Raw genomic sequence first — 12,651 nt, forward strand, 5'->3', positions numbered from 1 at the left:
GCAGTGTGCCTATGATTGTTAAAAGCATATACCGTTGGTCTATTTTGCAATTGCTTACCGAGCTCATCCTTTTTGGAAGGTTATAAACTGGCTATCACCGTTCACATAGATAGGTTCGCCACGGGCCACACCTCTGTCTGCAAGACATACCTTGATAGGGGCTCCGTTGTAATAGGGAGGAAAGATTGCAATAACAGTTGGTTTTGCCTCCTTGTAATACGGATCAACATCTTCTCCAACAGTCGCAACCATTTGCGCGCCATTATGCACATAATGAACTGTGTAGATCATTTCATTGGGCGCTGGGACGGGATTGCCAATAAATTGAGCAGTAGCCGCCAACACACTCATCGCCTCTTCTCTGTCTTTAGCAAATGGTAGAAAAAATTCCATTGATCAACTCTCCGTGCTTAAGTTTTCTCAGGCATATAACGCCTACAGCTTAGGTTTGTTCTGCTGGGTCTACTTGTTAGGGTTGGTTGTTTTTGTCAAGTAGTAACCACTCAAAGAACTCTCTACCTTTTTGGGATACTTTCACATGAGCCCCCATTTGATCTACAAGCCCAAATGCTTTTGCAACATCACTGCCTGGGATTTCATCTGGATGGTAACTGCTTTCAGTCAAAATTTTTCTTTGGTTTTGTATGAACTCTCCAAGCTTCCCAGAAGCTGCATATTTTTTGAACATATCATCTCTGGAGCTTTTAGGGTCTGAATTCTTTACTTTGCTGAGCTCAGATTTCAGAGCAGATATATCTTTGTCTTTCTGAAATAACTCTTTATCTCTGGCAAGTAGTTGTCGCTGGCTTTCAATGTCACCACCTTGAAGCGAAAGGTATTTTGACCAAATAGCAGAGATTAACTGACCAAGTTGAACTTTGTTGTACGCTTCTGGCATGAGATGAAGAAGATCGTCGGTAAGCTCAGGGTAACGTTCACTTATTTGTTCATAAGTTTCCTGAGAGTCAAAGATGGAAATTATTTTATTTAGGTCAAAATCATTCCCTTTTTTGCTTTCTTCTCTTAAAACGTGTTTTATTTCCCTGTCCACCCACGAAGATTTTAGAGATTGCTGTGTAAAAAATATAAGTGCCACATCCGCTTTGTCGAGACCATCTCGGAAGATTGATTTTCTTAGATTGTCGCCAGGAAGTATTTTTCGCTTATCAAGCCACACATTGATATAACAATCTTCTAAATCTCTAACGATAGGTTCTATTAAAGATTCTTTATCTTCGGAGGAGTGACTTACGAATACTAATACAGATTGTCCCATTTGCGCTTGATCTCCTTGTTGCTCCTAAAAATTATTATATAGACTTCTCAGTAACAGTTGATATGTTAACTGAGAAGCCAGTACTTAATGTTCCTTTTTTAATCAAATTACAGCGTGTACATGTGTTTTACAATAGTGTGTTACTGAGAAGTCTCAGTAACACAGCTGATGCTAATAAAGTTCGGGATGTAGCGATAGAACCGATTTACAATTCTGCATAGAAACGTCCGCTATTGGCACAAACCAGAAAACCAAATCCCCAAACCAGCGCTTTTCCTCCCCGTTTAGTGAGCCGTGGTTTTGGCCGGTTTTGAGGTTTTAAGACGCCAACTGTTTGAGGCAAGCGACGGTAGCGCTTGCCGAGTTTTGGCGGCGCCTCAAAAGCGAGTCAAAACCACGGGCTTTCGAACGATCCCGGGGTCGTTTTTTATGTCACTTTTTGTCGATACAAAAAGTGACTCGCCCGCGGAGGCGAGTCTCCGCTGCTATAGCGCCCTTAGCTGCAAGCTGAAAATCAAAGCCAAACCGCAGGCCAAACCTTCCACACAATAACTGCTTACAACTCAATAATTGCCCTCACCATCACCCTCACCCTATAGTGGTTAAAACTTATATTTAGTGGCCTTTTCCATAATTTAAAACCGTACAAAGCGTTGGTAATATTCTAATTTTTAACACTTATTTGTGAAAAAATGGCTATGGTGTTGCAGGCCGCCAAGGTTAAACAATGCAAACCCTGGCATCAGGATAAATTTTCACTGCGATAAAACCAGTCCCAGCTTTGGGGTGTTCGCAGTCTGCAAACAGGAGTGTTGACGTGATAAAACTGATAAACCTTGCCCTGGCTGGTGTTGTTGCCGGCACTATTTTTATGGCCAATGCCAATGCCGATGCTAAGCAAGCGCCCAAGCCGGAAGCAGCAGCTGAGCCCAATCAGCTGTACAACACTGTGGCCGAACTCGACACTTTGGTGTTTGATGCATTTAACCGATGTGCTGAGCCCGGGCAACTTGATAAACATGCTGGTTTTTTTGCACCGGACGTGGAGTTTTATCATGACAACGGCGGTGTTACCTGGACCCGTGACGAGATGATTGCCGGCACCCGCAACAATGTGTGCGGCAAGTTTAGTCGAGAGCTGGTAGCAGGTAGCCTGAAGGTGTATCCCATTAAGGGTTTTGGCGCTATCGCTCAGGGCTCACACCGTTTTTGCCAGTTTGCAAGCGGCAAGTGTGAAGGGCTGGCAGATTTTACGATGATCTGGCGCGAGCAAGAAGGCAAATGGCAGCTTACCCGGGTACTGAGTTATGGTCACAGGCCTGCGCCTTAGCTGTTCGCTGAAAGTGGTTCGCTGAAAGTGGTTTGTTGAAAGTTGTTTTGTGACAGTTGATGTTGATGTTGATGTTGATCCGGCATCAGTGCGCGCAGGGGCATTTTTGTTTGCTAACAAAAGCTCTTCACAGCAGATATACAGCAGATCTACAGCAGATATAAAGGAGGCTGAATTTTGAGACTCAAAGGAAAAATTGCGTTAGTGACAGGCGCTGCAAGGGGCATAGGCGAGTCTATTGCACTGCATTTTGCCGCCGAAGGCGCTTTTGTTTATGTCACTGATATTGACGAGGAGAATGGCGAAAAAGTTGCCCTGGCCATAGGGCAGTGCGCCAGATTCCGCTTGCTGGATGTGCGGGATGAGCGCGGCTGGCAAAAACTAACTGCAGACATTCTTCAGGAGCACGGCCGGCTTGATATTGTGGTCAATAACGCAGGTATTACCGGTTTTGAAGAAGGTTTTGTGCCGCATGACCCTGAACATACCAGCTTAGCTGCCTGGCGCAAGGTGCACGAAACCAACCTGGATGGCGTGTTTTTAGGTTGTAAGTATGCAATTAAAGCCATGCGCGCCACGGGGCAGGGTTCCATTATTAATATTTCTTCGCGCTCTGGTATTGTCGGTATTCCAACAGCTGCGGCTTATGCATCCAGTAAAGCGGCGGTGCGCAATCATACAAAAAGTGTGGCTTTGTATTGTGCCCAGCAAAATTTAACAGTGCGTTGTAACTCCATTCACCCTGCGGCAATTCTCACCCCAATGTGGGAGCCAATGCTCGGCAATGGCCCGGACAGAGCAGCTAATATGGCGGCTTTTGTGCAGGACACGCCATTGCGGCGTTTTGGTTTACCAGCGGAAGTTGCTTGTGTTGCTGTGATGTTGGCGTCTGATGAGTCCGCTTATCTGACAGGCACAGAAATTAATATTGATGGCGGAATTCTGGCAGGTTCAGCCGGAACGCCAGCCAAATAACGGCTGACAATCATCAGCTGCTGTTTTGTGTCTGCATCTATGCTTGTTTGCCGCTGAAAGCTGCCGAAGCCAGGTAGAACCTGCTTCGGGCTGATGGCAAAAAAACGCGAAGTTCGGATCCAACCTTCAGGGCACGCAAATAACAAAAGCACCAGGCTTGTTATTGACAGCTTAATTTGTTATCTGTATGTAAATATTAGCTTTTTACCTGCCGGTAAATTCTGTTTAGCCAATTTAGCTAGACATGACCGCTGTTTGATAAATAAGGACATTAAATGAAAAAGACCCTAGTGCTGCTTTATCTGGTGTTGGCCTTGGGCTGTGCCAGCACAAAAAACAGCTTTGTATTTGACGGTAGCACGGCAAAATCAACAGAGCAGGGTGTGGTTTATATGTCTAAGCGCTTAAAGCCGGAGCAGCAGATTGAGTTTATGACGGCGTTAATGGCTATCCAGTTTTATGATGTGCACAGCGCTTTGGAAGTGATTGATGATCCAACCATGATCAACCAATTTAATTACGAGGTGATTGGTAAAAAAATTCACGGTTTAACCTATAACCAAGTATTGGCTTTAGCCAAAACTTCGCCCACCAAAGTGTCCGTTACAGAATACGCAATAGGTAACAACTAAACAGCGGCTTTGGCCTCGGCGCTGCGCTGATAAGGTTTGGCGCTAAGTTCATGCCCAAAAAGAGCTTATCAACAACAGCGCCCAGGGCTTATCGCAACAACCTAAGCTTTAAAGCCCTGGCATAAGTGCGGCTTACCTTTAACACCTTTTTATTATGTAATATCGCTTTATATTCGGTATTACCCAGCGGTAGCAGTTGTTCGATATAGGTCAGGTTTACCACTGTTGATTTATGAATTTGCACAAACACATCGGGCAGGCGCTCGTTAATCAGGCTTTTTAGCCTGGCGCGCATCACATAAGTATCAAGTTGGGTATGCACACACATATAGTCACCGGCGGCGTCTATCCAGAGAATATCCTGATAAGGGATCAGCTGAATGGGGCTGCGCCCGTCCTGGATCACCAGTTTTTGCTGTTCTATACAATATTGCGGTTCAATAACCTGCGCGCTGTCAGCGTGAGCCGCAGTATGGTGAGCCGCAGCTTTTGGCGCAGAGAGGTTTGTGTCTGATCCCTGGAGGTTTTGCGCTTTGATATCAGCTATTGCCTGCAGCATTTGTGCTTTGCCGGCGCGACTTACAGCAAATTCGCTGACTCTGGCGATTGCCTCCGCCAGGCGTTCGAGTTTGACCGGTTTTAATAAATAATCCAGCGCCCGCACTTCAAAAGCTTTTACCGCATATTGATGAAAAGCCGTGACAAAAATAATGGCCGGGCAATGTTCGGGTTGCAGATGGCGGATAAGCTCAAAACCACTTTGGCCTGGCATATCAATATCAAGAAAAATCAGTGCGGGTTGCTGGTTGTTTATCAGCGCCAAAGCTTCAGCCACACTATGGGCTTCACCCATAATGTGGATTTGCGGAAAAGCCTGTAGCCTCAGCCTTAAACCTTCGATGGCGGCTGGTTCGTCGTCTACCAGCAAGGTGTTGATGATGTTTTGGTTAAACAAGCTGTGGCCCGCCTGCCAGTTCTTTGGGCACACAAATTTCAATCCAGGCGCCTTGTTCACAGGCACCGGCTTCGGCTCTGTTGCCATAACTAAATGAACTCTGGCCTGAATAAATCAGGGTTAAACGCTCTTCACAGTTGTGCAGGCCTATGCCGCTAAAACCTGTTTTGGGGGCCTGGCTAAAACCACAACCATTGTCCAGCATCCGGATCTGCAACTGGCCCTGAAACTCGCTAAAACTAACGGAAATAGTGTAACTTTGCTGAGAACTCTGCATGCCATGTTTTAACGCATTTTCGGCCAGAGGTTGCAGCAGCAGGGAAGGCACCAGCAGGTTTTTTACGTTGTCATCCGCCACAATAGATAAATGCAGTTTGTCGCGAAACCGGCACTGCTCTATAGCAAAGTAGGTTTGTAAAATCTGGATTTCTTCCGCCACTGTGACTTTGGCCAAAGGGTCTGTGTACAGGCTGTAACGCAGTAAATCACAAAGCTTTTCCAGCATAGACACTGCATGCAGATTGTCTTGTTTTAAAATGAGGGTACAAATAGCGTTAATGCTGTTAAACATAAAATGCGGGTTCAGCTGATAACGCAGCATTTTGAGCTGGGCTTCTTTGGCCAGATGTATCGCCTCTGCCGCTTTTTGCCTTTGTTCCATGGTTTCAAAAGTGGCTTTAAAGGCGTAATACAAAGCGGTCCAGGTTAATAAAATGGTTAATGAGGCCGAGTTCCAGGTGCCAAAGTCGAACCAGGTCATGGCCTGCCATACCTGGCCATACAGCCATTGTAAGGTCAGCCATTTCCACTGGGTCCACACCAGGCAACTGAGAAAGATCACCAGCAGATGCCAGATAATTTTTAACCGGGTTTCCTGCACACTAATAAGGCCATACCAATGGCGCAGCAGCAGGCTTAACAAAAAACCAAAGCTGGTATCGAGCAGCAAATGAGGCAAAGCCACAGGCCAGGGTTCCAGGCTGGGAATTTTAATCATCAGCGCTGTGAGCACTGCATACACAGCCCAGCCGCCGGTCTGACAAAGCCAGAATAATTGATTACGACTTAAAGATTGCAACACCACTGTATTCCACTTGAACAACAAAGAGTGGTATTTGCACCCACTCTTTGTTTTGATTTGTGCCTGGACGGGCTAATTCGTACCGGCTAGTTAGTACAGCCTATCCGCACCACGTCTTTTGCTGCCGTGTTTGCCGCATTGCCAGCTGCTGTTATATGTTGTGCAGCAAGCACCATCTCAGCCACAGCTAAACTATGTTGTCCGCTGGCGCTCAAGCGCAGTGCAGTTGAAACTTCGGTTACAGCAGGCGATGCAGCACAATCCAGCGCAACTTCCACAGTATGCCACAGACCCGGCTTTAAAAGCGCCAGAGGTTCAGCCAGCGACAGCTGGCGTTTGCATTGCCCTTGTTGATCACAAAGCACAAAAAGCTGAAGGTCGGTTGGCACTTGCTGATCAAGCCTGATGCTAAAACGCAAAGTGTTGGCGCTGTTTAATTCAGCTGCCGCCACCGGCTTGAGATAACGCAGGCTGGCTGAGGCTGGAGTTTGAGTATTCCAGCGCAGCTGGCGGCCATCTTCCTGATAAGACAAGTTGACCGACTGCATGGTTAAACTTTTGCCGTCGCTACTAAGGCCATAAGGGGTGGTGATAAAAGCCGTGTTACTGTTGGCAGAGTTATGGCTTGCAGCACTGCTATCGGCTAACTCCCAGGCCATACCTGGTGTTAAATTGCGTAAAAACAGCGGTTGTATGCCATCGGTAGTGTGCTCTGCTGTGGTGGCGGACACCTGCTCAGAGAATTGGCCCAGCTCCTTGTTATCGGCATAAGTTAAACCATACCCATACGCAAACAGCGGCTTGTAGTTGGCATCCCCTTTATTCAGCACAAACTGCTGATCATCAGCTGGCCAGGAAAAACTCAGCTTACCCTGAAAATCATAACGGCTTTTGCCCTGACTATCGGCCAGCAGCACATCGGCCACCCCCTGGCCTTCAGAGCCGGGTAACCAGGCCACCACAAAAGCGTCCGAAGCGTTGATTTCTTTATTGGTCCAGAGTGGCCGGCCTGTTAAAAATACGGTGACGACCGCAATTCCCTGTTGTTTGAGCCGTTTAATCAAGGCTAAATCACGCTTGTCGCCGTGCTGGTATTCCAGTTGCTGAATATCACCAAACCACTCGGCGTAGGGGGCTTCGCCTATGACCACCACAGCAACATCTGGTTTGTGGTGATAGTTGCCATCGACGGCAAGCTCTACCTGACCGCCGGCGGCTTCTACCTGCTGACGTATGCCCTGATAAATAGAAGTTGCATTGGGAAAATCGGCATTGCTGTTATCTGTACCTTGCCAGGACAGGCTCCAGCCGCCGGCTTGTTTGGCAATATTATCTGCGCCATCGCCAGCCACCAGCACCCGGCTGGTTGGCAATATTGGCAAGATCTGCTGGTTGTTTTTTAGCAGCACCAAAGATTTACGCACAGCTTCGCGTGCTAAGTCTTGATGTTGCTGGCTGTTAAATACCGCATTTTTACCGGACTCGGGCCGGCTGGACGGTTGAGCACGGCTTAATAAACCCCAGCGGATTTTGGCCCGCAAAAAGCGGCGCACCGCATCGTCAATCCGCGCCTGTGGAATAAGGCCTTGCTGCACTTGCCGCACTGTATTGTGGTAAAAAGCTTCAAAGTGCTCAGGCACCATCAGCACATCCACACCGGCATTAATAGCGGCGGCGCACTGCTCTAAATCACAGCCTTCCACAAATTTATGGGCGTTCCAGTCACTGACCACAAAACCATCAAAACCCATCTGGGTTTTTAATACATCGGTGAGCAAATACTTGTGGCCGTGCAAACGCACGCCGTTCCAGCTGTTAAAAGAGGCCATCACCGACTGCACTCCAGCTTCAATGGCGGTCAGATAACCTGCGGCGTGAATATCGCGCAATGTCTGTTCGTCAACCAGGGTATCACCCCGGTCTATGCCTTTTTCGGTGCCACCATCACCGACAAAGTGTTTGGCGGTGGCAATACGGCCATAACCCTGCAGAAAATCTTTGCCCAAAGTGCCCTGTAAACCCGACACCATCTCAGCAGCGTAGGCTTTGACTATGGCCGGATCTTCAGAATAACTTTCATAAGTGCGGCCCCAGCGATCGTCGCGCACCACTGCAACTGTTGGCGCAAAACTCCATTCAATCCCTGTTGCTGCCACTTCTTTGGCGGTGGCCACACCAATACGGTGAATAAGTTCAGGATCATTGGCTGCACCCAAACCTATATTGTGGGGAAACAAAGTAGCGCCATACACATTGCTATGACCATGCATCGCATCAGTACCCCAGATGGCCGGAATACGGCTGCCATCCTGGCTGGCATCCACTGAAGCCTGGTACATTTCGTCGGCGTATTTTAACCAGACCTCCACTGAAGCCCGTTTTTTGCCATAAGGCGCGGTATTGCCGCCGTTCAGGTAAGAGCCAAAGCCATATTTACGCATTTGCGTCAACGACAAATAACCAATTTCCGGCTGGATCATCTGCGCTACTTTTTGCTCTAACGTCATACGGGCCAAAATTTGGTCCAGCATTTTTTCTATCTGTGGGTCGCGTTTTAAAGCGGTATTTACATAAGGCCACTGAACCTTTGACTGCTCCGACTGAGCCTTTGACTGCACCTTTGACTGAACCGGCGCTGACTGCACCGACGCTGCCACTGCTGTTGCCGTGGTCTGCGCCCTTTTAATCTCTGTGTTGCTGCCTGCATGTTGGCTGGTTTGGGTATCGGCCGCCGTGGCATAAGCGGCAGTACTGAGTGCTAAGCCCAGCAAAGCCAGTGTGTGCTTTTGCTGAATTTTTTGCATAAGCGTTTTTTTGTTCCTGCTGATCATCAAGATTGTCCTTCGCCTGGTCGCAGCGCTTTTACCAGTAAGGGTGTAGCGCCGGATAAAAAGAAACCGCTCATAAAAGCGGAGCGGTTTCTGCACCTATGGGTGTGCTTAGAAGTTAAAGCCTGCGCGCAGGCCGTAATACCTTGGCATATTAAAACTGCCTTTGGGGAAGCCTTTGCCGGTGTTACTCCATTGCTGCACTGTTTCGTTGGTGGCGTTGCTGACAAAAACTTCAGCAAACCAGAGTTGACCCACAGGTTCATATTTCAGTGAAGCATTGGCCAGGGTATGGGCTTCTCTGCGATCGTCCATATAGCGAATTGCTTCGTCAGACACGGTAAAGTCCATATCATCCAGATGTTTGTCGACATTCCAGATGGTGTTGTAGGACTTATCTTTCCAGCTTAAGTTAAACCAGCCGTGGATAAAGCCGTAGCTGCCCAAATCAACACTGTGGGTGTAACTTAAGTTGGCGCTGAATTTTGGCACCATCGCCAGCTGGTTACCTTTGAGGTTAGTGGTCAACTTGCCGTTTTCAGGGTCAATAGACTCTTCATAGGACAGGCCAAACAGATATTCAGGATCGTAATCCCACTTGGTGATCCAGTCGTCGCTAATACGGGCATCTGTGTAGGTGACATAACCGTTAATGCGGCCACTCGGATAAGGTTTCCAGTCAAATTCCAGCTCCAGCCCTTTAATGGTGGAATCCGGTACGTTCTGGGTGTAGTAGGCCACCACCGGCATATTGCGGTAATCCAGCACTGGCTGACCATTTTGGTCCAGCACAGGGCTGCCATCCGGGTTTTCCACCGGCGCCAGACGTTCCACAGTGCCCACAGAACCGACCGAGGCATACTGCATGTCGGTGTAGTCGGTATAGAAGAATACCGCCTGTAAATTCAGAGAGTTATCTAACAAGCTGGTTTTTGTACCCAGCTCATAGGTGACCACCTGCTCAGGGTCAAACTGGGTTTCAATCCGTTGTACCTGGCCTGTTCTGTCATTGACCACTTCAAATACGTCGCCAATACCACCGGCTTTAAAACCAGAGGCCACATAACCATACAGCATGGTATTGGCGCTCAGATCATAATCCAGGCCTAAGCGAAAATCGTGGTTTTGCCAGCTGCCTTTGTTGTCATTGGCAAAAGATGATTTATAAATAGCCGGGTTTTCAAAAGCATTGCTTGGAAGATTGGATAAGGTGGTGCGGTTATACCAGCCAGGTGCACAACCATCGGCATTAGAGCAGCGCAGGGTGCGGCCGCCTTTGTCTTCTTTGGTTTCGTCGCTAAAACGGTAACCCAGGGTCAGGTGCAATTCCGGACTCAGGTTGTAAGTGGCCTGACCAAAAGCAGCCAGCGCGTCGGTGGAGCGGTCGGGTTGATCCCAAAAGGCTTTATCGTCCATCGGGTTGTCGTAATAACCCACAGTGGTGGTTTTTTCATGGAACAGGTTCACACCCGCTATCCAGACTAAATCACCCAGCTCGTCCGACTGCAATTGCAGCTCGGTGGAATAAGAGCGGGCGCCAGTGCCATCAAGGAAAAACATAGCGCCGTCCCAGACATCCAGCCCGGTTTCAATATCCTGCGCCGATTGGCGCTGCATATCTTCAAAACCGGCTAACCACACCAGGCTCAGCTCGTCGCTCAGTTCATAATTTAAGCTGTTACGCAGATAAGTGATGTCGAGCTCCAGTTTACCCGGCACGTTGACCACCGCCTGATAGGTGTTGTCGCTGGGTAAAAAGTTGGCGCAGTCACCACCCAGGGCTGTGGGTCTGCCGCGTAATTTGTCGCAGTTCACCATATCTGTGGAGCCTGCACTGTCGTTTTTGTAATACTGGAACACAGTGTGATTAGAAAAACGGCCTGCTGCGGGTTCCCATAAGGTGGCAACACGAAACGAATGTTCGTTGGCGTTATTGTAAAAATCGCTTTTATCCGCAGCTGTTAAAGCGCGGATTTTTTGCGCTTCAGGGTTCGTGCCTGCAGCGTCTATCCACCAGTTTTCGCGTTGGGTTAAGGTTTGGCCAATGCCCTGATAAGAGCCTTCGGCAATCACAGGCGCATCCAGCACTCCGGCTGGCAGACGGCGGGTGTCGTATTGGTTTGGATCCCAATAACCTTCCACATAAGAATCACGTTTTAAACCTTTACCGGAAAAACGCACAGCAAACTCATCGGACAGCGCCAGGTTAAACATGCCGCCGACACTTTTGGCATTAAATTTACCCAGTTCAGTATTGAGGTTACCAAAGCTGCTGGCCACATCAGGTTTGGCGGTCAGCACGTTGATGCTGCCGACAGTTGAGTTACGGCCAAACAAAGTGCCTTGTGGGCCGCGCAAAGCTTCAACCCGCTCCACGTCGTACATCAGCGCCAGCGCGCCCTGCATCCGCGGGGAATAAATACCGTCCAGATGCACGCCTACCGCAGGGTCACCCAGTTCAGTGATATTGGTGGAGCGAATACCGCGCATGGTGATCACCGGCGCCGCTTGCTCTGAAGAGACGGCAATATCCAGGCCCGGCACTAAATTGGCGATATCCACCACATTATTCACGCCGTTTTGTTGCAGTTGCTCTTCAGACAGTGCTGAAATCGCCACCGGGGTTTCCATTAATTTGGTTTTGCGTTTGGTGGCCGTCACTGAAATCACTTCCAGTTCGGTGTCACTGGCTGCGGCTGGAGTTTTGTTGGTGGTGTTGGTGTTGACTTCGGCCTGCTGCGCCGCAGCAGAAAAAGCGCATGCCATCGCTATCGCCAGCGAAAGTGCGTTACGTTTATGCATGATGTTATCCCTGTCTCTGTAATTTTTGTTTTTTGTTTTATGGCTTTCTGAACAGCTGAGTTTGCCACTGCTTTAACCTTAAGGGCATGCTAAAACCAGAGAAACAGAGATTCGACAACCCGAGTTGTTCACACTACAACACGATTTATAAGGGGGGCTCAGTTGTTAGCAAAGGACTTGTTTACAATCCTGTGTATCTTCAGAGAAGGAAACCATTATGAGCCAACGTATTATTGAAGTTGTGCCTTATGATGAGAACTGGGTGAAACTTTTTGCAACAGAAAAACAGTTGTTGCAACAATCACTTGGCGCTAATCTGCTGTTGGTTGAACATATTGGCAGCACTGCTGTGCCTGGCCTTGCTGCCAAACCCATTATTGATATTCTGCTTGAGGTGGTGTCTGTTGCCGCATTGGATGAAAAGCTTGCGGCTATGCAGGCGCTGGGTTACCAGGCCAAAGGTGAGCATGGCATTGCCGGCCGGCGGTATTATCAAAAAGGGCAGAGCAGTCGTAGCCATCATGTACACGCTTTTCAAAGCGGTGATGAACATTTGTTACGCCACAGAGCTTTTAAAGCCTATTTGCTGGCACATCCCTCTTTGGCGGCTGAATATGCACAGCTCAAACAACAGGCGGCCAGACAATGCCAGCATAACAGCGAACTTTATATGGCCTGTAAACAGGATTTTGTATTGTGGCATCAGCAGCAGGCGCTGCTTTGGTACAAAGCTTAATTGCAGTTTGAGGCATTTAAACCCATAAAAAACAAC

At 48.3% G+C, this 12,651-nt stretch carries 10 protein-coding genes; 4 read left to right on the plus strand and 6 right to left on the minus strand.

Annotated elements, in window-relative coordinates; translation table 11 throughout:
* Positions 1-63: 63 nt before the first annotated feature.
* Positions 64-393 carry a hypothetical protein gene (locus tag V7P87_RS07995; RefSeq protein WP_333796962.1) on the minus strand — a complete coding sequence of 110 codons (330 nt, stop codon included), beginning with the start codon at positions 391-393 and terminating at the stop codon, positions 64-66.
* Positions 394-469: 76 nt separating this feature from the next.
* Positions 470-1,276 (minus strand): toll/interleukin-1 receptor domain-containing protein, encoded by an 807-nt coding sequence (locus tag V7P87_RS08000; protein WP_333796963.1) that lies wholly within the window; start codon positions 1,274-1,276, stop codon positions 470-472.
* Positions 1,277-2,093: 817 nt separating this feature from the next.
* On the opposite strand from V7P87_RS08000, the gene V7P87_RS08005 reads away from it, so the two are divergent.
* The 3 genes from V7P87_RS08005 (at position 2,094) to V7P87_RS08015 (ending at position 4,213) form a co-directional block, all read left to right on the plus strand.
* Positions 2,094-2,606 carry a nuclear transport factor 2 family protein gene (locus V7P87_RS08005; RefSeq protein ID WP_333796964.1) on the plus strand — a complete coding sequence of 171 codons (513 nt, stop codon included), beginning with the start codon at positions 2,094-2,096 and terminating at the stop codon, positions 2,604-2,606.
* A 177-nt stretch (positions 2,607-2,783) separates the two neighbouring features.
* Positions 2,784-3,581: a glucose 1-dehydrogenase gene (locus tag V7P87_RS08010; RefSeq protein ID WP_333796965.1), complete on the plus strand. Its 798-nt coding sequence runs from the start codon at positions 2,784-2,786 to the stop codon at positions 3,579-3,581.
* A 275-nt stretch (positions 3,582-3,856) separates the two neighbouring features.
* On the plus strand, positions 3,857-4,213 hold the full coding sequence (locus V7P87_RS08015; protein ID WP_333796966.1) for a hypothetical protein: 357 nt from the start codon (positions 3,857-3,859) through the stop codon (positions 4,211-4,213).
* 88 nt (positions 4,214-4,301) lie between these two features.
* Here the strand turns inward: V7P87_RS08015 and V7P87_RS08020 are convergent, their stop codons facing one another.
* From V7P87_RS08020 to V7P87_RS08035, 4 genes are all read right to left on the minus strand, one after another.
* A complete protein-coding gene (locus V7P87_RS08020) occupies positions 4,302-5,168 on the minus strand; it encodes a LytR/AlgR family response regulator transcription factor (RefSeq protein WP_333796967.1) in 867 nt (288 codons plus the stop codon).
* Positions 5,161-6,249, minus strand: a complete 1,089-nt coding sequence (locus V7P87_RS08025) for a sensor histidine kinase (RefSeq protein WP_333796968.1) — start codon at positions 6,247-6,249, stop codon at positions 5,161-5,163. The genes V7P87_RS08020 and V7P87_RS08025 overlap by 8 nt, the downstream gene beginning before the upstream one ends.
* Before the next feature lie 86 nt (positions 6,250-6,335).
* Positions 6,336-9,053 (minus strand): glycoside hydrolase family 3 protein, encoded by a 2,718-nt coding sequence (locus V7P87_RS08030; protein ID WP_333796969.1) that lies wholly within the window; start codon positions 9,051-9,053, stop codon positions 6,336-6,338.
* Between the two features lie 135 nt (positions 9,054-9,188).
* A complete protein-coding gene (locus V7P87_RS08035; protein WP_333796970.1) occupies positions 9,189-11,879 on the minus strand; it encodes a TonB-dependent receptor in 2,691 nt (896 codons plus the stop codon).
* A 217-nt stretch (positions 11,880-12,096) separates the two neighbouring features.
* Here V7P87_RS08035 and V7P87_RS08040 point away from each other — a divergent pair, with 217 nt between their 5' ends.
* The gene (locus V7P87_RS08040; protein ID WP_333796971.1) at positions 12,097-12,615 is read left to right on the plus strand and encodes a GrpB family protein; all 519 of its coding nucleotides are present in this window, start codon (positions 12,097-12,099) and stop codon (positions 12,613-12,615) included.
* The last annotated feature ends 36 nt before the right edge of the window (positions 12,616-12,651 follow it).

Origin of the sequence: Rheinheimera sp., assembly GCF_036782235.1 — a bacterium.
Lineage (GTDB): Bacteria > Pseudomonadota > Gammaproteobacteria > Enterobacterales > Alteromonadaceae > Pararheinheimera.

What these genes read in the sequence shown, in the direction of transcription:
- V7P87_RS08035 (WP_333796970.1), bottom strand. Translation starts at nt 11,879, where the DNA reads ATGCATAAACGTAACGCACTTTCGCTGGCGATAGCGATGGCATGCGCT.
- V7P87_RS08015 (WP_333796966.1), top strand. Translation starts at nt 3,857, where the DNA reads ATGAAAAAGACCCTAGTGCTGCTTTATCTGGTGTTGGCCTTGGGCTGT.
- V7P87_RS07995 (WP_333796962.1), bottom strand. Translation starts at nt 393, where the DNA reads ATGGAATTTTTTCTACCATTTGCTAAAGACAGAGAAGAGGCGATGAGT.
- V7P87_RS08000 (WP_333796963.1), bottom strand. Translation starts at nt 1,276, where the DNA reads ATGGGACAATCTGTATTAGTATTCGTAAGTCACTCCTCCGAAGATAAA.
- V7P87_RS08040 (WP_333796971.1), top strand. Translation starts at nt 12,097, where the DNA reads ATGAGCCAACGTATTATTGAAGTTGTGCCTTATGATGAGAACTGGGTG.
- V7P87_RS08030 (WP_333796969.1), bottom strand. Translation starts at nt 9,053, where the DNA reads ATGCAAAAAATTCAGCAAAAGCACACACTGGCTTTGCTGGGCTTAGCA.